The following is a 20,259-nucleotide window of genomic DNA, read 5'->3' on the forward strand; positions in this document are numbered from 1 at the left end:
AGCGTTCAGTAATCAATTTTTTTTCAGTTCGGCGCTAGTAGTATTTTCATCATTACGGACAGCGCGGATTTCTCCCCCATGAGCACACTTCCTTGTTACTTCGATTACGCAGCCACCACACCCGTCGATGACCGCGTCATCCAGGCGATGGTGGCGTGCCTGGGCCGTGAAGGCACCTTCGGCAACCCGGCCTCCAGCTCCCATGCCTACGGCACTCAGGCCCGCCAGGCCGTAGAGCTTGCGCGCCGTCAGGTCGGCGAACTGGTCGGCACCCCTGCCGAGTCAGTGATCTGGACCTCAGGTGCGACCGAGTCCAACAACCTGGCCATCAAAGGCATCGCCTTCGGCGCCAAAGGCTCGCGCCGTCATCTGATCACCAGCCGCATCGAACACAAGGCCGTGGTCGATACCGTGCGCCAACTCGAACAAGCCGGCTTCCCCGTGACCTGGCTAGAACCCGACAGTCAAGGCTTGATCCAGCCGGAGGCTGTGCGCCAGGCGCTGCGCGAGGACACGCTGCTGGTCTCCTTGATGCTGGTCAACAACGAGTTGGGCACAGTCACGGACATTGCGACCATCGGCCAGCTTGTCCGCGATCGAGGCGCCCTTTTCCATGTCGATGCTGCTCAGGGCGCCGGCAAGCTCGCGATTGATCTCAATACGCTGCCTGTCGACCTGATGTCATTTTCGGCGCACAAGACATACGGCCCCAAAGGCATCGGTGCGCTGTATGTTGGGGAGCGCGCACGTCCGCTGCTTGAAGCGCAAATGCACGGCGGTGGCCATGAGCAAGGCTTCCGCTCCGGCACCTTGGCGACGCACCAGATCGTTGGCATGGGCGCCGCTTTTGCGCTCGCCAGCGCCGAGATGGCGGAAGAACTGCAACGGATCAGCACACTGTCGGCTCAATTGCGTGACGGGTTGCTGGCCCTGCCCGGCGTCAGCCTCAATGGCGATCCGCACCAGCGCGTCCCGCACACCCTGAATATCTGTGTCGACAGACCGGGCTTCACGGCCATGAACCTGTCCAGCGAGTTAGCGGTGTCATCGACATCGGCGTGCAATTCGGCCAGCAGCGGCGCCTCCCACGTGTTGCTCGCCATGGGTCTGAGCCAGGCTCAGGCAGGCAGCAGCCTGCGCTTGAGCCTGGGACGCTACACGCAGGCGGCGGATGTGGAAAAAGCCATCGCGGTCATTGCCGGTCGGTTGAGCGCTCCGTCGGCGACGTTCTGGTAATCCTTCCGTCAGTAACCTCTGAAGGTTACATCGAGGAAAGTAACCTTCAGAGGTTACTTTCCTGACAACTTCAGCACGGCCAGGCCAATGGCGATGCTGACGGTGAAGCTCACCAGCGTCCCGAGCAACACGTATTCGCTGAGTGAGCGCTGCTCGGCACTTTTGATGTCGTTGAAGCGCAGAATGCTTTTGGCCGTGAGCAGGAAGCCAATGCCTTCCCATTGCTGCAGCAGGACGAAGGTCAGGATCAACACTCGCTCCAGATAGCCGATCAGCGTACCGGCTCTTTTCAGCGACCCTTCGCTGTTGACGCTGGCGAGCCACGGGGTCAGCACGGCGCCAATCAACGCCGACGCCGGCCTTAAGACCAGCGCATAAGCGAGAACGATCAGCAGGTTGTGCGTGCTGAACACGTCTTTAGTCAACTCCCCCGCCCAGCCCCAATAGCCTTCGGCACTCAGCCAGACCGCCGTGACGGCGATCACCTGCAAGGCAAATCGCAGGACGAAGGCGAACCCCGACCGCCACTTGCCCACCAGCCAGCGAACCAATCCCCAGCAGAGCGCGAAGGTTGCCCCCGCCGCCACCGCAATCAGGGCATGTCGGTCAAAGGCGTACAGCACGACGCCCACGGTGACCCCTTGGGCGAAAGCCACCAGAACGCCACGCACCCGCCCCGGGCCCGGCCTGCGCTCTTGCCATTGGGCATAGCCGTAGTCCAGGAGCATGTTGAGCAGGATCAACACCAGCAACACCAATGAGGTATCACGCATCGGGCGACTCCTTGGCTTGTAACTCACTGATCCAGTCGCGCGTACACGCCAGATAGCGATCAAGCAACCTGGCCTGACCGCGCTGCAGCGCCTTGTTGATCGCAACCCGTGACTTGCCCAGATTCTCCGCGATGGCTTGTTGATCGCCCGTGCCCAGCAGATGCGCGTAATAGGCCTGGGCTTCGACCACCGTCCATTTGTCGACCGTGGCGGCGACGAATTCGGTGACCAGTTCTGCCGCGCGTAGCAATGAGGCGTCGTGGCTGAAGACCGCCAAGGTCAGCTTCTTCATCCCATCCAGCCCCTGCCCGGACAGCACGAACGCCTCACCGTAGTGCTTGCCCGACGCCGACGGGCCGATGCCAATGGCGATGCGTGCGTCCCAGCGTTCCCCTTCCGGGCTTGCGGCGATCAATCCCGCGCGAATGGCCAACGCGCACTCGAAGCCGTGGATGGCTTGCGCGGGCACGACCTGAAAACCATCGCCCCGGTACGTGTCGGTGTTCAGTCCGTAACGGGTGCCGAGCGCCGTTAGCACGCTTTGCAACCCCTCCAGATACGCTTGGGTATCGGACACGGTTTGTGAGTGCATGAGGTCGCCAGTCAAGACAGCCTTAAGGGTCATGGGTAGGTCCTGAATCCAGTACAGAGGTGACAGTCACTATAGGGCAAATACGCGAGGTGTAACCTTAAAAGGTTACTTTGATGAATGTAACCTTTAAAGGTTACTTTTTTAGCGACGAAGCTCGCTGCTACCGATCTGTCACCTCACGCGCAAAGCATCACGCACTGACAGTTCATGGCACACCCGGTCTCTGGCACAATCGCCCATCGCTTTTTGAGACGAGCATGACCATGGACCTGAACAGCGTTCACCAACGCTTGCACACCGGCAGCAAGAAATGGAGCCAGTACCCGGAAGATGTGTTGCCGATGTGGGTGGCCGACATGGACTTTCCGGTGGCCGAGCCGATCGTTCAGGCGCTGACCGCGCGTCTGCAGCACCCGCTGTTGGGCTATTCCGTGGCGCAGGACACATTACGTCAAACGTTGGTGGCGCATCTGGCCCGCCACTACGACTGGCAGATCAAGCCTGAGGAACTGGTGTTCCTGCCCGGTGTAGAACCGGGGGTGAACATGGCGTTGAACGCGCTGGTGCCCAAGGGCAGCGGCGTGCTGGTACAAACACCCAACTACGCGCCGCTGCTGGATGCGCCGGGGCATTGGGACCTGCCGCGCATCGACCTGCCTTTCCATGCCGATGCCAATGGCGAATACCCCACCGACATCGCTGCCTTGCAGCGCGTTCTGCCTCAGGTTCGCGCACTGTTGCTGAGCAATCCTCACAATCCACTGGGCAAGGTCTTCGACGCGCAGGAGTTGCGTGCCATTGGCGAGGCCTGCGTGCAGAACGACGTACTGATCGTTTCCGATGAGATTCACGCCGACATCCTCTTCGATGGCCGTCGCCACACGCCGATCGCGTCCCTGAGCCCGGCCATCGCCGATCGCACCGTGACGCTGATGTCCGCCAGCAAGGCCTGGAACATCGCCGGCATGAAAACCGCCTTTGCCGTGATACAAAACCCCGACCTGCGCCTGCGCTTCAACGCCGGACGCCTGGGACTGGTCGACAGCGTCAACGCGCTGGGCCTGGACGCCACGCAGGCGGCTTACAGCAAAGGCGCGCCATGGCTGGCACGGGTCACTGCCTATCTTCAAGACAACCGGGACTATCTGGCGAACGCGATCAAAACCCGTTTTCCCGGCATCTCGATGAACCTGCCACAAGGCACCTACCTCGCCTGGCTGGATTGCGCGGGACTGGATATCGAAAACCCTCAGCAATTCTTCCTCAACGAAGCCAAGGTGGCGCTGAGCGCAGGCCATGAGTTTGGTGATGACTGCGGCCAGTTCGTGCGACTGAACTTCGGGTGCCCGCGCTCGATGCTGGAAGAAGCGCTGGCCCGCATGGAGCGCAGCTTGCATCGATCCTGAGCGCAGGCTGCAAGGCTGCACTCATCACGGTCAGAAGTATTTCAGCCACTGGATATCACGCCGCCGGGCTTTGAGTTCGGCGAACCAGCGCACCGCAGGGAAGAGCACCACGCTCAGCACGGCGGCACAGGCCCAGACGGCAGCCATTGAATCGAAGCCATAGTAAATGCCGTGGGATGCGCCCCAGATGGCCATCGCGAGCACGTACAGCCCCTTGAGTACATACAAGTGCAACAGGTAGAAGAACATCGGTGCCGCACCTAAAACCGCCAGCGGCTTCAACCATCGCTGGCCGTGGCTGCGCTCCATCCAGGCGATCAACAGCAGCCCCACGCCAAGCGTCAGGCTGATGAACAACAGGGACGGCGGGTATTTGGTGATGTTGAAGATGCTCATCACGGTCAGCGTCGTGGTTTCGCCCATCACCCAGTTGCGTTCGCCGTAGCCGTTGAGGCTGCGTAACAGCAGAAACAGCGCAAGAACACCGAACCCCCACGCCATCAGATTCAGCTCACGCTTGTCCCGGTCAGTGCCGCTGGCGAACCAGGGGCCGGCCGCGTAACCCACCGCGATCACGCCGATCCACGGCAGCACCGGATAGGACGTGCGCAAACGCAAACCGTCGAAGAGCTCCAACCAGCCGCGGTCATGCAGAATTGCCCATGGAATGTGCATGAAGGTGCCGGCTGCGAAATGCACGTCGTCCAGCAGGTTATGGCCCGCGATGATGACGAGCCCTGCGGCCGCCAGCCATCCACGGGGCAAGGCCACCAAGGCTGCAAGCGCCAGCATGCTCAGGCCGATGGCCCAGATGACCTGGAGATAGATCACTGTCGGCGGAAACTGAAAGGTCCACGCAAAATTGACCAAGGTCAGTTCCAGGGCAATCAGCACCAACCCGCGCTTGAACAGAAACCGGGCGACCTCACCTTTGCCCGCGTGGCGTTCACCGTACAGGTACGCGGAGAGACCGGTAAGGAACACAAACAACGGCGCACAGAAATGCGCCAGGGTGCGACTGAGGAAAAGATCCAGTCCCGTGGTGCTGACGTCCATGGGGTCCGACACCTGACGATGCAGGAAGAACGTTTCGCGCACGTGGTCGAGCAACATGAACAGCATGATCAGGCCACGCACTGCATCGATCGATTGCAAACGGGCTGTCTTGGCGAGCGCGACAGGCGCACAGACGGGCCCCGTGGCGGCCGTTGTGGAAGGTACATCTCGGCTCACGCCGGGGAGAACGTCACTCATGCCCATCGTCCCTCGCCCGCCGTCCGGAACCTTAACGCCGGGCCGTTGACGACCGACGCCACCGCATCATGGGGGTGCAGGCTTTCCAGGTGCCTGACCGAAACGCTGCTCACAGGAAAATGCAGTAACAGCGATTGCTGAATCGTGCGCGCGGCGTCCTCGACATACATGAGATGCTGTCCGTTCAACCGAGCAAAGGCTTGTTCGTCCGCGCGCTTCACGGCTGTCTGCACGGGGGTGCCGAGGGCGGCCTCCACCCCGTCGATAAGACCGAGCAGTCCCATCCTTTCAGCCTCCTCATCGACACGCACGTGAACCGTGGCCACGCTGCGCTGACTGTGAGGCGTCGCAAGAGAGCCGTGTTGACGTAACCACGCCGCCACCTCGGCACTGTCGACGACGCCGGTCGCGAAGCGCGCACTGAACGCCTGCTCAAGCAATTGACGGGACAAGGCTGCAGAACAAGGACAGGTTGACGAATACGTGACCTCGGCGCAGACATCCAGCACCACATGGCCTTGCTGCCAGTGCGCATCAATGATCACAGGGTAAGACTTCCAGCCGCTGAGACCTGCTGTCACCAGCGCCGGCCGCTTGCACAGCAAGTCAAATGAAAGGCGCAGCTTTGCGCGCGTGGAGTGACAATCGGCATGGCTGGCGACCATCAACTCCAGCAGAGCAGACAGGCTCGCAGGGCTGACCGCGTGATGCTCCGCGAAACGGTCCAGAAGGGTGTACAGCCGGGACATGTGAATGCCCTTGATCTGCGGCGCCGGCAGGTTCACCTGCAGATCGGCTCGCGCATGAACAGGGGCATCAATGCCGGGTTCATCAAGAATCAGGGGAATGTCGATGCCCTGCATGCCGACCCAGTCGAGTGGCAGCAGCGCTTGGGATACTTCAGAGCAAGCAACGTCGGGAAGTGGACTGTTCATACGAAGACGGATTCTCGGAACACAGAAGTCATTCGAGCGCCAGGCGCTCGTCACAGAGAGTTATAACATAACATCTCATGTGAATAATCTGGCAACGAAAATCCGTGAGTGGAGCAATCGAGCGAGGCCGTCAACGCTGCCCCGCCCTGTTTTCACGCCTCAGTAACCCAGCGACAGACCGGTGTTGCGGCGTGGGTCATTGGCGCCGTAGAAACGGTTGTTGCCGACAGGTTTGCCACCCAGCGAGGGTGCGCCGACCAGAATCGCCGCCAGATGGTTCGCATCCTGAGGCTCGGCGAACTTATGTCCCCAGCTTTCGAGGATCTTCTGGGTGTCGGGACTTACGGCGAATCGCTCCAGGTTGGTGGTTTCCGGCATCCATTGCTGGTGGAAACGCGGCGCATCAACCGCTTCCTGAATGTTCATGCCGTAATCGATGACATTGAGCATGGTCAGCAGCGTGGCGGTGATGATCCGGCTGCCGCCCGGCGTACCGACCACCATGACGGCCTTGCCGTCCTTGGTGACGATGGTCGGGCTCATGGACGACAGTGGCGTCTTGCCCGGGGCGATGGCGTTGGCTTCACCCTGGACCAGGCCATACATGTTCGGTACGCCGACCTTGGAGGTAAAGTCGTCCATCTCATCGTTGAGAATCACGCCGGTCTTGCTCGCCATCACGCCCGCGCCGAACCAGTCGTTGAGGGTGTACGTGACAGACACCGCATTGCCCCACTTGTCGACGATGGAGTAGTGAGTGGTGTTATTGCCTTCATGGGGCGCGACACCCGGTTTGATGTCCTGAGATACGCCGGCTTTCTGTGGCTCGATGGCGGCACGCAGTTTCGCCGCATAGTCACGGTCAAGCAGGTGGTTGATCGGGTTCTTCACGAAGTCCGGATCGCCGAGGTAGCTGTTTCGGTCAACGTACGCGTGGCGCATCGCCTCGATCTGGTAATGCATCCCTTGAGCGGAGTGATAACCCAGCTCTTTCATCGGGTAGCCTTCGAGGATGTTCATGATCTCGCAGATCACCACGCCGCCGGAGCTTGGAGGCGGTGCCGAGACCACGTGGTAGCCACGGTAGTCGCACTCGACAGGCGCCAGTTCGCGGGTCTTGTATTTATCCAGGTCCGCCTGGACGATGATGCCCTTGCCTGCCTGGCTCGAGTCGACGATGGCTTTGGCCACCCAGCCCTTGTAAAAACCGTCGGTGCCCTTCGCCGAGATTTCCTTGAGGGTTTTCGCCAGGTCTTTTTGCACCAGCTTATCGCCGACCTGCATCGGCTGGCCCTTGTTCAGGAAGATCGTGCCCAGGTCCTTGGCGTCTGCCTTGAATTCGTCGGTCGCGGTGTGCAGGAGGTCAACGTCACCCTGCTCCAGCGCAAAGCCGTTCTCGGCCAGCTTGATCGCGGGGGCCATGACTTCGGCACGCTTCTTCGTGCCGTATTTGCTCAACGCCATCTCCATGCCGGACACGGTTCCAGGCACGCCCACGGCCAGATGCCCTTTGGAGCTCAGGTCGGGAACGACGTTGCCGTCCTTGTCCAGGTACATGTTGGCGGTGGCGGCCTGCGGTGCTTTTTCACGGAAATCCAGAAACGTCTTACGGCCATCGGCGAGCTGAATGGTCATGAAACCACCACCGCCCAAGTTGCCCGCTGCCGGGTAAACCACCGCCAGCGCATAGCCCACGGCAACGGCGGCATCGACAGCGTTGCCACCGGACTTGAGCACGTCAACGCCGACGTGGGTTGCGAGATGTTGCGCGGTGACCACCATGCCGTTTTCGGCGGCGACCGGGGCAACGGAAGCCGCGTAGGTGGAGGAAAACGCGAGGGTGAATGCCGTCGCAAGCAGCGACTTGGCCAAGGGTTCGTACTTCATGTGTCGACTCTCTTTATTCTTTTGAATGTGGAACAGCATTGAACGGGTCGAGTCGCGATGGGTATGCACCTCTCGCGATCCGCCCGGCATCCTTGCGACTGCAGATGCACATTTTTTTGAGCGTTATTCGTTGACCACTACAACCTGTAAAGCCGCACCAAAGTAGCGCGTACCGCACAACTAACCTAGTACTCATGACAGGATATTTCACGGAACCGTCGCGGTTTTACTGGCACGTTCGTTCAATGAAATGTGCGTCAGGTGCTGCACGACAAGCGCGTATACGCGTAACCTAGGGCCTGCGTCCGGTCGCATGAGAGTCATCACGACCACCCCGGACGCCACGACAAAGGACGTCATCGACTTGCTGAGAAGGCCTGCCCTGGTGAATAAAATCCGACCGACCGAGCCATGTGACTGATGGCCAGAACCTTCCGTTCGCTGGCCGTCTACAACTTCCGCGTCTGGTCCCTGGGCGGGATCGTGTCCAACATCGGCACCTGGATGCAACGCACTGCGCAGGACTGGCTGGTGCTCACCCAACTCACCGAACAGAACGCCACCGCGCTGGGCATTGTCATGGCCTTGCAGTTCGGGCCCATGTTGCTGCTCCTGCCCTTCAGCGGGTATGCGGCCGATCACTTCGACCGGCGTAAACTGCTCATCGGCACGCAACTGGCGTTTGCCGCCTCTGCGTTGGGGCTCGGGCTGCTGACGGTCACCGGGCATGTACAGCTGTGGCATGTGTACTTCTTTGCGGCGATGTCAGGGTGCGTTGCGGCTATCGATGCGCCGGCGCGGCAGACCTTTGTGTCCGATCTGGTGGATGAGTCCTACCTGAGCAACGCCGTGGCATTGAATTCGCTGTCGTTCAACGTGGCGCGCATGGTCGGCCCGGCGGTGTCCGGACTGTTGATCCCTTGGGTGGGCAACGGCTGGGTGTTTCTGCTGAACGTGCTGACATTTGCCGCGATGATCATCTCGCTGTGCTGCCTGCGGAAAAACCAGATGCATGTCCGCGAGCGGCCTCCCCGTGTTCGCGGCCAACTGGCTGAAGGTTTCCGTTACGTCTGGGCGCGTCCTGACCTCAAAGCCATCCTGCTGATGCTGTTTCTCATGGGCACTTTCGGCCTGAACTTCCCCATCTACATCTCGACCATGGCGGTCACGGTGTTCGACGCGGACGCCAGCCACTACGGCCTGCTGACGTCGCTGATGGCAGTGGGATCGGTGACCGGTGCCCTGCTCTCGGCGCGACGCGCCCGTCCGGGTCCCATGTTGCTGTTCTGGGCCTGCGCGCTGTTCGGCGGATGCTTTGTGATGGCGGCCCTGATGTCGAACTTCTGGCTGTTCGGCGGCCTGCTGTTTGTACTGGGGATTTCGGCGCAGACCTTCACCACGTCGGCCAACAGCATGGTGCAGCTGTCGACCGATCCGTTGATGCGAGGTCGGGTGATGGCCATTTTGCTAGCGACGACACTGGGCGGCACGCCCGTCGGCGCCCCGATCGTGGGCTGGGTCGCCGACCTGTTCGGCCCGCGATGGGCCATGGGCATTGGCGCTGCCTCGGGGCTGTGGGCAGCGCTGGTCTGGTTCCGCTATCAGCGCGCGGTCAGAACGCCGCTGGCCACCTGAGCCAGAGAAGGTTTCGACGGCTGCCGCGTGCCGCCGACCACACCTGGCCGGTGGAGGCGATTAAAACCAGCGGTCGTTACGCTTGCGACCCCGGGTCAGCGCAGGAAGAATCAGGCCGAGCAACAGCCCTGCCCCCGCGATGCTGCCGCCATACACCATGTAGCGCATGAGCACCTGGTTATTCTCGTCACCGAGTTTCGCCTGGGTGGAGCGCAGTTCCGATTGGGCGTCGGTCAGTTGGGCGTTGAGGTCTTTGGTGCGGGCCTCCAGTTCATCCACCAGTTTCTTGCGCGAATCGAGCGTCTCCTGCATGCCCTGGACTTTGGTTTTCCAGTCGTCGTCGATGGTTTTCAACTGGGCACTGAGGTCGGCCACTTGCTGGGTCAGTTGCGGCAGGCGTTCGGCCTGGCCGGGGACTTCCTGCAGATCCGCCGAGGGGATCCAAACTGTGTCGCCGGAGTTGCCGCGCACCTGGCTGTAATCGCCCTGGGTGGTGAGCAGTTCGACTTTCTGACCCGATTTCAGGGTGCCGACGATGCGATAGCCATCGGTCGGACCGCTACGGACGTAGGTGCTCAAGGTGTCGTTGACCCAGCGGTCCTTGCCTTCGGCTTGCGCTTGGGCGACTACACCAACCGTCAGCAGGGTTCCCAGCAAGCCGGCGCTGAGCAAACGGCGTCGGGCGCCCGGCAGATGGGAGGATGAAAGAGAAACAGAAACGGGACGAGATAGAGACATGGGTGATCTTCGACAAAAATAAAAAGAAAGGCCGGATGGTCGGGCCGCATGCAATGGACAAAAGCCTGATCGGCAGCGAAGAGCAAGGCGCTGCAAACGCTGGAGAAGGCAACGACGCGCGAGGAAAATCCACAAAACACCGGGGCCTCGTGACCCGGCGCACCGCGCGCGCAGTGGTCAACAGACCGTTCAAACAGTGTCAGGTTCACTACAGGGAGGTGACGTTCGTCCGGGAAATGCCGTGGCGGAGCTGACAACGGTAAGTCAGTGGGAGCGAGGTTGCTCGGGAACGCAGCGTCTCAGCCACCGAAAATGGAGACTGTCCCGGCGCATTCGCGAGCAAGCTCGCTCCCACAGGATGGACTGTCCCAACAGCTGAAGACCCTTTCAATTTGGCGTGTCCAGAATTAGGCGCTGTCAGGCAACAGGTTGAAGCGGAAGAAAAATGGCGGAAGGCAGCGGGAGTCGAACCTGCCCGGGAACGGCTGCCGTCCCCAACCGGGTTTGAAGCCCGGCCGCGCCACCGGGCGCGATTGCCTTCCATGATCGAACTGACCGGCTCGAAACGTTTCAACCCTGAGCGTCAGCCCTGGACGCCTGCGCCAGTGCATTGTCCGCACGCACTTGACGCTGATCGCCGATACGTCGGGTGAAACCGATACGGTCGAAATACTCGAGAATCTGGATACTGCGCTTGCGGCCGATGCCCAGCCTGTCGCGAAACGCTGCCGCCTGGATCACCGGGTCAGCTGCAGACAGTTGCAACAGCATAGCCACCATTTCCCGAATTGTGGACTCCAGATAAAACAGATCACGCACCACCTGATGCACTTGCCCGATGCGCGCCAGCTTGCGCAGCAGCAGACGCGTTTCAGCTTCGGTGTGTCCAGTCACCGTTGCGAAGTCGCGCACCCAGGGCGGGTCGAAGCGCGCCTGCTGCATCAGGGGTGACAGTCGCAGCCAGAACTGCTCGTCTTCGTCACTGAGCTTCACCTGATGATCCGGCAAGTGCAGCCACGGTCCGCTGCTGGCGATCGTGCCTGCGGCCAGCAACCCGTCGATCAGGGCAATGAATGCCGGACGCTCCAGTGGCATCGCTGCGAAACGCCGTAACCGGTCGCGGTCAGGCCCGAGCTGGTCGGGTTCCTGCTCATGAAACCGTGCCAGATGCTCAAGCAATGCGCGCTGCAGGGCCTGCCATCGTGCCTCGCTGAACAGCAGTTGGCCCTGACGGGTGAGAACGACCCGGGTATCGGACGGTAATTGCCAGGTCGCGCGCAGGCGATTGAACTGCCGCTCCAGGCGCTGCGGATCAAGGCCGGTTTCGCTGTATGCGATCAACGCTGGCAGTGCCGACTCCAGATCCGCCGCGCCGGCAAGAATGTTCAGCGTCGCCAGCCGTTCGGCGCTGCGCCGCTGACGTGATGGGGCGAACGGGTCCAGTACCCTTGCGCCACCCACGGTTCGTTGCGCGCTTTGGTCACGCACTACCAGACGATCCCCGTGAACCGCGTGCACCGGCGCATTGAGCAGCAGTTGCGCGAACATGCGCCCGCCGGGGGCGACGCTGCTCCCTTCAAGCAAGGCAACGCGAGCGGTGACGTCCTGCGTGCCAATGTGGACGTGGACCGGGCTGAAATGCTCGAACGCACGGGTCTCGCTGCTCAGCAATTGCAAGTCGATGTCGATCCGCTGGGTCGGCGCGAACAACCATTCGGCAAGCAGCCAGTCGCCGCGATGAATGTGTTCCAGGGCAAGCTTTACAGCGTTCAGGTTCAGTGCCACGCGCTGCCCGATGCGGGCCTGTGAGGCGGTCTGGTTTTGTGCGTGCAGGCCACGGACACGTACGCTCTTGCCCGACTGCCCGAGCAGCAACGTGTCGCCCACGTTCACTTCTCCGGCGAGCGCAGTCCCGGTCACGACAATACCGGCACCGGACACACTGAACGCCCGGTCGATGTCCAGGCGAAAGCCGCCGCGGTCGCTGCGTTCCCGCACGTCGTTCTGAGCACGGAGCAAGGCCTGGCGCAAGGCGTCGATGCCTTCGCCCGTGAGGCTGGAAACTTCAAACTGCAGCGCATCGGCATACGGACCCGGCGCCAGCAGATCACGAACCTGCTTATGGACCTGCTGCACACGGGCCGACTCGACCCGGTCACACTTGCTGATCACGACCCGCAGCTCAGGAATTCCGAGCAATTCGACAATGGCCAGGTGCTCGCGGGTTTGTGGCATGACCCCGTCGTCCGCCGCGACCACCAGCAGCACCAAGTCGATACCCTGAGCGCCGGCGAGCATGTTGTGAATGAAGCGCTCGTGGCCAGGCACGTCAATGAAACCGGTCAGTGGCACGTCGGCCGCCAGCGGCGCGTACAGGTAACCCAGGTCGATGGTAATGCCGCGCTCGCGCTCTTCGCGTCGCCGGTCGCCCGCCTGCCCGGTCAGCGCTTCCAGCAAGGCCGTTTTGCCATGATCGATGTGTCCAGCGGTCCCGACGATCACCCTGCCTCGCCCTCCCAGCGCAACTGGTTCAACTGGCCTGTCCAGCCCGCTTCGTCGTCCAGTTGTCGCAGATCGAGCCAGAGCGCGTCATCGTCGATGCGCCCCAGCACCGGGATCGGCAGGTTACGCAGCCCGGCCTCAAGGGCGTGAAGCTGACGGCCGCGAAGCTTTTTCGAGACGATCGGTCGTAAACACAACGACGCGCTGGGCAGCCGCGCCACCGGCTGGCTGCCGCTGCCGATCATGCCCAAGCTCGGCTGCACGGCCACAGCCCAGCCTTCGCCCAGCGTCCTGGCCAACAGCGGCCGCAAGCGTTCGGCCTGAGCGAGAATGTCAGCTTGCGGACGCGTCAACAGGCGCAGGCTCGGCAAACGCGCGGCCAGGCGGTCCGGATCACGATAAAGACTGAGCACCGCTTCCAGCGCGGCCAGGGTCAGCTTGTCCACACGCAGTGCGCGTTTGAGCGGGTTCTTTTTGATTTTCGCGATCAGCGCTTTGCTGCCGACAATCAAGCCGGCCTGCGGGCCACCGAGCAATTTATCGCCACTGAAGGTCACGATGTCGGCGCCTTCTGCCAAGGTCTGGCGCACCGTCGGTTCGGCCGGCAACCCCCAGCGCGTGAGGTCCAGCAAGCTGCCACTGCCCAGGTCTTCCAGCAGCGGCAGTTGGTGCTCATGGGCGATGCGCGCCAATGCTTGCGTCGGCACACTCGCGGTGAAACCCTGAATGCTGTAGTTACTCGTGTGAACACGCATCAGCAGACCGGTGCGCGGATTGATCGCGGCCTCGTAATCCTTGGCGTGGGTGCGGTTGGTGGTGCCGATCTCATGCAGCTTCACGCCGGCGCGGGCCATGATGTCGGGAATGCGAAACGCACCGCCAATCTCGATCAGCTCGCCGCGAGAAATGATGCCTTCCTTGCGCGCGCCCAGGCTGTTAAGCGCGAGCAATACCGCAGCCGCATTGTTGTTGACGACGGTCACGGCTTCGGCGCCGGTCAGTTCACGGATCAAACCCTCGATCAGGTCATCGCGGTCGCCGCGTTTGCCGCTGCTGAGGTCAAATTCCAGATTCAGCGGGTAACGCGCTGCGGTCTGGATCGCCTCGATGGCTTCTTCGGGTAACAGCGCCCGGCCCAGGTTGGTGTGCAGCACCGTGCCCGTCAGGTTGAACACCCGGCGCACCTTGCTCCGATGCTGGATCGCCAGCCGCTCCGATGCACGGCCCGCCAACACCTCACAGCTGAGCTCCGCTGCACTCGCGTTCCCCGTCACGGCCGACTCACGCACGTCATCGAGCAACTGGCGCAAGGTGGCCAGCACCGCATCGCGGCCATAGCGGTCGATCAGGGGATGGCAGGCGGGATGACGCAACAGGCTGTCGACAGAGGGTAAACGCGGCGGGATCGAGGCAAGGTTTGCGGGCATTCATGTACTCCGATAGCGAAAAAAACAGGTCGGGCTACCCAGTTGCCACACAGCACCTGTGGGAGTGAGATTGCTCACGACGAGGCCGGTATGCCCAAACATGAACAGGAATGAGCGACGCCTTCGCCAGCAAGCCGGCTCCTAGGGCCTTTGGCCAGACGCAGATTGCATCGTGTTGCGGAATCTGAGTGTAGACGCCCTTTTCACTCGCCCCCAGGCGCCAGCATCAGGTTCGGTGCCAGCCGCTGGATGCCTTCCAGGTCCAGGCGCATGTCCAGCATCAAACTCGCCAGGTCCGCTGACAGCGCCTCGGCTTCGGCGTCACACTCCAGATAGATCTGCTTGAGGTAGGTGTTGCACCCCGGACAAACCTCGGCCCGCAGCGGTGCCTTGTCCACTGCGATGCGATCATCGTCCAGGCTGACGTATTTCAAGCCTTTGCTCTGTTCGCAATACACACATTTGACCCGCACCACATGCCATTCACAGGCACACAGCGAACAGACGAGGTAGCGCAGGCCGTTGTATTTGCCGCGATGACGAATGACACCCGCCATCGCGGGTGAACCACAGGCCGGGCACTGGCCCAGGCTGTCGCAGGGCTTGAGGTCGGTAAAGGAGAGCGTCAACAACCAATGGCTCCACGCCGTCTGCAGGGCAGCGCCCAAAAACGGCACCACAGCCGCAGGCAGACCCGCGTACTGACCGCTGAGCAGTGAAATCGCCCACGCTTTGCGCTGTCCTTCGTCTGCAGCGAGTAACTGGGCAACGGCCTGCTGGACGTGATCGTGTGCGAACGGCTGAAAGCGTTCGAGGAGTGCCTCCAGATACCGCTGCCAGTGCGCCTCACGAACCAGGCTGTCGGCCGCAAGCGGCGGCAGGCCGTGCTGACGGCACACATCAAGGCGACTGCTGTCCGGAACCCAGTCGCTGGGCGGCTGATCGAGCAGATCCTGTTGGACCCGACACAGCGCCGCGATCAGACGCAGGTAGTCGGCCAGCGGATGATCTTCGGCGAGTTGCTCCAGGCGTGCGGCTCGCAGCGCAAACAGGTTGGCAGGTGGCAGGTACAGGAACGGCAGGGAGTAAGCCCCCGCCTGCGCCTGGATTTCTTCGGGTTCGAGGGTCTGACTCAATGCGTCATCCTTTCTTGGTTACACGAGGCTGCGCCTGAACAGGCGGGCCCTCTTCATCGACGATCTTGCGATACCACAACGCGTGGTGTTTCTTCGCCCAACGGCGGCTGACCCAGCCATGCAACATGGCGCCCACCGAGCCCTTGATCCAGATACCGGCATAGATATGGACGATGATGCTGGTGATCAGCACGAAGCCGGCCAACGCGTGCAACAACGCGCCGAGACGAATCACGGTGATGCCGAAGTACTCGCTGAAGTAGGCCCGCCAGATCACCAGACCACTGAACAGCAACGCCAGCATGCACAACAGCAACGTCCAGAACAGCAGCTTCTGACCGGGGTTGTACTTGCCAATCGGCGGCACGCCCTCCTCCGAGTTGACCATCACCCGATCGATCCGCTTGAGCCACAAACGGTCATTGGGGATGAACAGGTTGGCGCGCCAGAAACGGATCACCAGCCCGCAGAAGAACACAAACATCGCCACGCCCATGAATGGGTGCAGGATGCGCGTCCACGGGCCTCCGCCGAACAGGTTGGTCAACCAGAACATCGCCGGATGAAACAAGGCCAGGCCCGATAAACCCGCCATGAAGAACAGAATCGCCACCAGCCAGTGGTTGGTCCGCTCGTTGGAGTTGTAGCGCAGGATGGTCTTGCCGGGTTCACGGTTTTCGCTCATGGCCGTTGCTCCCCTTCAGGTCCCGGTTTATTTGGGTCGTAGACATGCACGGCGGGATCGACCTCGTGCACGCTCGGGTCTTTCGCAGGCTCGTGCTCGTCTTCTTCGCGCTGCGGCCCGATTCGTACGTAATGGAAGAAGCCCGCCAGCACCGCGACGCCCATGGCCAGCAGCCCCAGTGGTTTGCTGACGCCTTTCCACAGCCCCACCAGCGGGCTGATTTCCGGGTCCTTCGGCAATCCGGCGTACAGCTTGGGATCGTCAGCGTGGTGCAGTACGTACATCACATGGGTGCCGCCGACCCCGGCAGGGTCATACAAACCGGCGTTTTCAAAACCGCGGGACTTCAGATCGACCACCCGCTCGGCGGCATGCACCTTCATATCTTCCTTGGTGCCGAAGACGATGGCGCCGGTCGGACAGGTTTTCACGCACGCCGGTTCAAGCCCCACGGAGACGCGGTCCGAGCACAGCGTACATTTGTACGCCTTGTGGTCTTTCTGCGAGATCCGCGGAATGTCGAACGGGCAACCGGTGATGCAGTAACCGCAACCGATGCAGTGGTCCTGGTTGAAATCGACGATGCCGTTGGCGTGTTTGATGATCGCGCCAGGGCTCGGACACGCCTTCAGGCAGCCCGGGTCGGCACAGTGCATGCAGCCGTCCTTGCGGATCAGCCACTCCAGGTTGTTGTCGGCGGTTTCGTGCTCGGTGAAGCGCATCAGGGTCCAGGTTTCTGCGCTCAGGTCCTGCGGGTTGTCGTAGGTGCCGTGGTTATGGCCCACCTCGTCGCGCAGCTCGTTCCATTCCGAGCACGCGACCTGGCAAGCCTTGCAGCCAATGCATTTGGTGGTGTCGATCAGCTTGGCGACTTCTTCCAGTTGCCTGACCGACGAGGGCACCGTGGTGGTGGCTGAACGTGCAGTGATGTCTTGAATGGCCATCAGATTTTCTCCACGTTCACCAGGAACGACTTGGATTCCGGGGTTTGCGAGTTACCGTCACCCAGAAACGGCACCAACGTATTGGCCAGGTATCCGTTGCGGGTGGTGCCAGTGAACCCCCAATGGATCGGGATACCGATCTGATGCACCACCTGATTGTTGACCTGCAACGGCCGGATGCGCTTGGTCACCACCGCGACGGCTTCGATGAACCCGCGCTTGCTGCTCACCCTCACCCGGTCCCCCGCGACAATGCCTTTTTCCTTCGCCAGCGCTTCACCGATCTCGACAAATTGCTCAGGCTGCGCAATCGCGTTGAGACGGCAATGCTTGCTCCAGTAGTGGAAATGCTCGGTCAACCGGTAACTGGTGCCCGCGTACGGGAAGTCCTTGGCCACGCCCAACGAGTCCCACACTGAATCGAAGATGCGTCCGGCGGGATTGCTGGTCGCCTGTTTATTGTTCGGGTGCAGCGGGTTGATACCGATCGGGGTTTCGAAAGGTTCGTAGTGTTCCGGGAATGGCCCCTCGTTCATCTTGTCGACGGCGAAGAAACGCGCCACGCCTTCAGGGTTCATGATGAACGGGTTCATCCCGGCTTCCGGCGCAGAGGTCACGACGAAGTCCGGCACATCAGTGCCCGTCCAGGCTTTGCCATTCCACCAGATCAGCCGCTTCTTCTGATCCCAGGGTTTGCCCTGGGTGTCTGCAGAGGCGCGGTTGTACAGAATCCGCCGGTTGCTCGGCCAGGCCCACGCCCAGCCTTGATGCTGGTGCATGTCATAAGGGTCGCTGTTGTCCCGGCGTGCCATCTGGTTGCCGGCTTCGGTCCAGCTGCCGCAGAAAATCCAGCACCCCGACGCCGTACTGCCGTCGTCCTTGAGCTGGGAAAACCCGGTCAGCTGCGCGCCACCCTTGATCGCAGCACCCGAGAAGTCCGTGAAGTCCATGGTGGCCGCGCCGTTGATCTCCTTGGCGATCTCTTCGGGCGACGGCTCCTCAGGCACTTTGTAAGGCCAGTTCAGTTTCAACAGGGGTTCGGCATACGCACCGCCCTGTTCCTGATAGCGCTTGCGCAGGCGCAGGAACAGTTCGCTCATGATGCGGACGTCGGTGATCGCCTCGCCGGGGCCCTCTGCACCTTTGAAGTGCCACTGCAGCCAGCGGCTGCTGTTGACCAGCGAGCCGTCTTCCTCCGCAAAACACGTCGTGGGCAGACGAATGACTTCGGTCTGAATGGCATCGGTCTGTACATCGTTGTACGGGCCGACCTTCTGCCAGAACTCGGAGGTTTCAGTCGCCAGCGGGTCCATGATCACCAGCCATTTGAGCTTGGCGAGCGCTTTCATCACCCGGTTCTTGTCCGGCAACGCCGCGATGGGGTTGAACCCCTGGCAGACATAACCGTTAACCTGCCCCTTGCCCATCATGTCGAACATTTTCAGGATGTCGTAGTTGGGAATATCGAGCTTCGGCAGCCAGTCATAACCCCATTTGTTCTCGGCCGTGGCATTGGCGCCATACCAGGACTTCATCAGGCTGACGTGGAATTTGCTGTAGTTCTGCCAGTAGGACAGCTGCCCTGGACGCAACGGTTTCTGCGTGCGCTTGGTGATGTAGGCGTCGTAGTCCTGCTCAGCATCGGAAGGCAGGGTCAGGTAACCGGGCAGCGCGTTGGACAGCAATCCAAGGTCGGTAAGGCCCTGAATATTGGAGTGGCCGCGCAAGGCGTTCACGCCCCCGCCCGGCATGCCGACGTTGCCCAGCAGCAGTTGCACCATCGCCGCGCTGCGGATGATCTGCGAACCGATGGAGTGCTGCGTCCAGCCCAGCGCGTAGAGAATCGTCATGGTCTTGCCCGGTGTCGAGCAGGTGGCGATTTCTTCCCAGATCTTCATCATCCGGTCCTGTGGCATGCCACAGGTCAGGCTGGCGATTTCCGGGGTGTAACGGCTGTAATGCTGCTTCATCAGTTGATAGACGCACTGCGGGTCCTGCAGGGTCGGGTCGACTTTGACGAACCCGTCCTCGCCCAGCTCGTAGCCCCAACCCGACTTGTCGGTGTAGAGGCGCTTGGTCGCGTCGTATCCACTGAAGATCCCGTCTTCAAAGCCATAGCCGGCTTTGACGATGAAGGACACGTCGGTGTAATTGCGCACGTATTCGTGCTGGATCTTGTCCTGAGTCAGCAGGTAGTTGATCAACCCGCCCATGAACGCGATGTCGCTGCCGGTGCGGATCGGCGCGTAATAGTCGGCCACGGAGGCCGTGCGCGTGAAACGTGGGTCGACCACGATCAAGCGTGCCTTGTTGTGCGCCTTGGCTTCGGTCACCCATTTGAATCCGCAGGGGTGTGCTTCTGCTGCGTTGCCGCCCATCACCAGGATCAGATTCGCGTTGGCGATATCGGTCCAGGTATTGGTCATGGCTCCACGGCCGTACGTCGGGGCAAGACTTGCCACCGTCGGGCCATGTCAGACACGTGCCTGGTTATCGAACCCCAGCATACCGGTTGCGCGAATGACCTTGTGCGTCATGTAACCGGCCTCGTTGGACGCCGCGGACGCTGCGAGGAAGCCCGTGGTCAGCCACCGGTTGACGGTCTGGCCCTTGTCGTTCTTCTCGATGAAGTTCGCATCGCGGTCGGCCTTCATCAGGTCAGCCACACGGTCCAGCGCTTCATCCCAGGAGATTCGGGTCCATTCGTTGCTCCCGGGCTTGCGCACCTGAGGGTATTTGAGACGACCGGGACTGTGAATGAAGTCAAGAAGGCCCGCGCCTTTCGGGCACAGGGTGCCACGGTTGACCGGGTGATCGGCATCGCCTTCGATGTGAATGATGTTCTGCGCGACGTTCTTCGCGGCATCGCCCTGGCTGTACATGATCAGGCCGCAGCCGACCGAGCAATACGGGCAGGTGTTGCGGGTTTCATGGGTGTGGGCGAGTTTGAAATGGCGTATCTGCTCGGCGAACGCCGGCGTTGGGGCCATGCCCAACGCCGCCAGGCTCGAGCCTCCAAGGCCGACAGCGGCGACCTTGAAGAACTGCCGACGGTTGAGGTCCATCGTGCACTCCTGATCAGGTGGAAGTCCCGATACGTAGTCGGGCC

General features: G+C 61.4%; 16 protein-coding genes and 1 tRNA gene. 4 read left to right on the forward strand and 13 right to left on the reverse strand.

Annotation, left to right across the window (positions count from 1 at the left end; all coding sequences use genetic code 11):
- Positions 1 to 78: 78 nt before the first annotated feature.
- Positions 79 to 1,236: a cysteine desulfurase family protein gene (locus tag ABDX87_RS00105; protein WP_346830998.1), complete on the forward strand. Its 1,158-nt coding sequence runs from the start codon at positions 79 to 81 to the stop codon at positions 1,234 to 1,236.
- Between the two features lie 53 nt (positions 1,237 to 1,289).
- Here the strand turns inward: ABDX87_RS00105 and ABDX87_RS00110 are convergent, their stop codons facing one another.
- Together ABDX87_RS00110 and ABDX87_RS00115 are read right to left on the reverse strand one after the other, a co-directional pair.
- Positions 1,290 to 2,009, reverse strand: a complete 720-nt coding sequence (locus ABDX87_RS00110) for a hypothetical protein (RefSeq protein ID WP_346830999.1) — start codon at positions 2,007 to 2,009, stop codon at positions 1,290 to 1,292.
- Positions 2,002 to 2,634 (reverse strand): hypothetical protein, encoded by a 633-nt coding sequence (locus tag ABDX87_RS00115; RefSeq protein WP_346831000.1) that lies wholly within the window; start codon positions 2,632 to 2,634, stop codon positions 2,002 to 2,004. The genes ABDX87_RS00110 and ABDX87_RS00115 overlap by 8 nt, the downstream gene beginning before the upstream one ends.
- 224 nt (positions 2,635 to 2,858) lie before the next feature.
- Between ABDX87_RS00115 and ABDX87_RS00120 the strand changes: the two genes are divergently transcribed.
- Positions 2,859 to 4,007, forward strand: a complete 1,149-nt coding sequence (locus ABDX87_RS00120) for a MalY/PatB family protein (protein ID WP_346831001.1) — start codon at positions 2,859 to 2,861, stop codon at positions 4,005 to 4,007.
- A gap of 30 nt (positions 4,008 to 4,037) precedes the next feature.
- Here ABDX87_RS00120 and ABDX87_RS00125 read toward each other — a convergent pair whose 3' ends face one another.
- From ABDX87_RS00125 to ggt, 3 genes are all read right to left on the reverse strand, one after another.
- Positions 4,038 to 5,261, reverse strand: a complete 1,224-nt coding sequence (locus tag ABDX87_RS00125; RefSeq protein ID WP_346831002.1) for a DUF1624 domain-containing protein — start codon at positions 5,259 to 5,261, stop codon at positions 4,038 to 4,040.
- Positions 5,258 to 6,196 carry a GTP cyclohydrolase FolE2 gene (gene folE2 / locus ABDX87_RS00130; protein ID WP_346833655.1) on the reverse strand — a complete coding sequence of 313 codons (939 nt, stop codon included), beginning with the start codon at positions 6,194 to 6,196 and terminating at the stop codon, positions 5,258 to 5,260. The genes ABDX87_RS00125 and folE2 overlap by 4 nt, the downstream gene beginning before the upstream one ends.
- A 159-nt stretch (positions 6,197 to 6,355) precedes the next feature.
- Positions 6,356 to 8,083, reverse strand: coding sequence for a gamma-glutamyltransferase (gene ggt / locus ABDX87_RS00135; RefSeq protein ID WP_346831003.1), 1,728 nt, complete (start codon positions 8,081 to 8,083; stop codon positions 6,356 to 6,358).
- A 420-nt stretch (positions 8,084 to 8,503) separates the two neighbouring features.
- On the opposite strand from ggt, the gene ABDX87_RS00140 reads away from it, so the two are divergent.
- The gene (locus ABDX87_RS00140) at positions 8,504 to 9,718 is read left to right on the forward strand and encodes an MFS transporter (RefSeq protein WP_346831004.1); all 1,215 of its coding nucleotides are present in this window, start codon (positions 8,504 to 8,506) and stop codon (positions 9,716 to 9,718) included.
- A 60-nt stretch (positions 9,719 to 9,778) separates the two neighbouring features.
- On the opposite strand, the gene ABDX87_RS00145 is transcribed toward ABDX87_RS00140, so the two are convergent.
- Complete coding sequence (locus tag ABDX87_RS00145) at positions 9,779 to 10,456, reverse strand: TIGR04211 family SH3 domain-containing protein (protein ID WP_346831005.1); 678 nt, start codon at positions 10,454 to 10,456, stop codon at positions 9,779 to 9,781.
- A 2-nt stretch (positions 10,457 to 10,458) separates the two neighbouring features.
- Here ABDX87_RS00145 and ABDX87_RS00150 point away from each other — a divergent pair, with 2 nt between their 5' ends.
- A complete protein-coding gene (locus ABDX87_RS00150) occupies positions 10,459 to 10,710 on the forward strand; it encodes a hypothetical protein (RefSeq protein WP_346831006.1) in 252 nt (83 codons plus the stop codon).
- Between the two features lie 192 nt (positions 10,711 to 10,902).
- Here the strand turns inward: ABDX87_RS00150 and ABDX87_RS00155 are convergent.
- The 7 genes from ABDX87_RS00155 to fdnG form a co-directional block, all read right to left on the reverse strand.
- Positions 10,903 to 10,998 (reverse strand) — tRNA-Sec (locus ABDX87_RS00155).
- A gap of 28 nt (positions 10,999 to 11,026) precedes the next feature.
- Positions 11,027 to 12,958 carry a selenocysteine-specific translation elongation factor gene (gene selB, locus ABDX87_RS00160; RefSeq protein WP_346831007.1) on the reverse strand — a complete coding sequence of 644 codons (1,932 nt, stop codon included), beginning with the start codon at positions 12,956 to 12,958 and terminating at the stop codon, positions 11,027 to 11,029.
- On the reverse strand, positions 12,955 to 14,385 hold the full coding sequence (gene selA / locus ABDX87_RS00165) for an L-seryl-tRNA(Sec) selenium transferase (RefSeq protein ID WP_346831008.1): 1,431 nt from the start codon (positions 14,383 to 14,385) through the stop codon (positions 12,955 to 12,957). The genes selB and selA overlap by 4 nt, the downstream gene beginning before the upstream one ends.
- A 203-nt stretch (positions 14,386 to 14,588) precedes the next feature.
- The gene (gene fdhE / locus ABDX87_RS00170; protein ID WP_346831009.1) at positions 14,589 to 15,521 is read right to left on the reverse strand and encodes a formate dehydrogenase accessory protein FdhE; all 933 of its coding nucleotides are present in this window, start codon (positions 15,519 to 15,521) and stop codon (positions 14,589 to 14,591) included.
- 4 nt (positions 15,522 to 15,525) lie between these two features.
- Positions 15,526 to 16,206: a formate dehydrogenase subunit gamma gene (locus tag ABDX87_RS00175; RefSeq protein ID WP_346831010.1), complete on the reverse strand. Its 681-nt coding sequence runs from the start codon at positions 16,204 to 16,206 to the stop codon at positions 15,526 to 15,528.
- Positions 16,203 to 17,150 carry a formate dehydrogenase subunit beta gene (fdxH, locus tag ABDX87_RS00180; protein ID WP_346831011.1) on the reverse strand — a complete coding sequence of 316 codons (948 nt, stop codon included), beginning with the start codon at positions 17,148 to 17,150 and terminating at the stop codon, positions 16,203 to 16,205. The genes ABDX87_RS00175 and fdxH overlap by 4 nt, the downstream gene beginning before the upstream one ends.
- Positions 17,150 to 20,215 (reverse strand): formate dehydrogenase-N subunit alpha, encoded by a 3,066-nt coding sequence (gene fdnG / locus ABDX87_RS00185; protein WP_346831012.1) that lies wholly within the window; start codon positions 20,213 to 20,215, stop codon positions 17,150 to 17,152. The genes fdxH and fdnG overlap by 1 nt, the downstream gene beginning before the upstream one ends.
- Positions 20,216 to 20,259: the final 44 nt, after the last annotated feature.

It is taken from the genome of Pseudomonas abietaniphila (assembly GCF_039697315.1).
Taxonomy (GTDB): Bacteria; Pseudomonadota; Gammaproteobacteria; order Pseudomonadales; family Pseudomonadaceae; genus Aquipseudomonas; species Aquipseudomonas abietaniphila_B.

What these genes read in the sequence shown, in the direction of transcription:
- ABDX87_RS00105 (WP_346830998.1), top strand. Translation starts at nt 79, where the DNA reads ATGAGCACACTTCCTTGTTACTTCGATTACGCAGCCACCACACCCGTC.
- ABDX87_RS00110 (WP_346830999.1), bottom strand. Translation starts at nt 2,009, where the DNA reads ATGCGTGATACCTCATTGGTGTTGCTGGTGTTGATCCTGCTCAACATG.
- ABDX87_RS00115 (WP_346831000.1), bottom strand. Translation starts at nt 2,634, where the DNA reads ATGACCCTTAAGGCTGTCTTGACTGGCGACCTCATGCACTCACAAACC.
- ABDX87_RS00120 (WP_346831001.1), top strand. Translation starts at nt 2,859, where the DNA reads ATGACCATGGACCTGAACAGCGTTCACCAACGCTTGCACACCGGCAGC.
- ABDX87_RS00125 (WP_346831002.1), bottom strand. Translation starts at nt 5,261, where the DNA reads ATGAGTGACGTTCTCCCCGGCGTGAGCCGAGATGTACCTTCCACAACG.
- folE2 (WP_346833655.1), bottom strand. Translation starts at nt 6,196, where the DNA reads ATGAACAGTCCACTTCCCGACGTTGCTTGCTCTGAAGTATCCCAAGCG.
- ggt (WP_346831003.1), bottom strand. Translation starts at nt 8,083, where the DNA reads ATGAAGTACGAACCCTTGGCCAAGTCGCTGCTTGCGACGGCATTCACC.
- ABDX87_RS00140 (WP_346831004.1), top strand. Translation starts at nt 8,504, where the DNA reads ATGGCCAGAACCTTCCGTTCGCTGGCCGTCTACAACTTCCGCGTCTGG.
- ABDX87_RS00145 (WP_346831005.1), bottom strand. Translation starts at nt 10,456, where the DNA reads ATGTCTCTATCTCGTCCCGTTTCTGTTTCTCTTTCATCCTCCCATCTG.
- selA (WP_346831008.1), bottom strand. Translation starts at nt 14,385, where the DNA reads ATGCCCGCAAACCTTGCCTCGATCCCGCCGCGTTTACCCTCTGTCGAC.
- ABDX87_RS00175 (WP_346831010.1), bottom strand. Translation starts at nt 16,206, where the DNA reads ATGAGCGAAAACCGTGAACCCGGCAAGACCATCCTGCGCTACAACTCC.
- fdxH (WP_346831011.1), bottom strand. Translation starts at nt 17,150, where the DNA reads ATGGCCATTCAAGACATCACTGCACGTTCAGCCACCACCACGGTGCCC.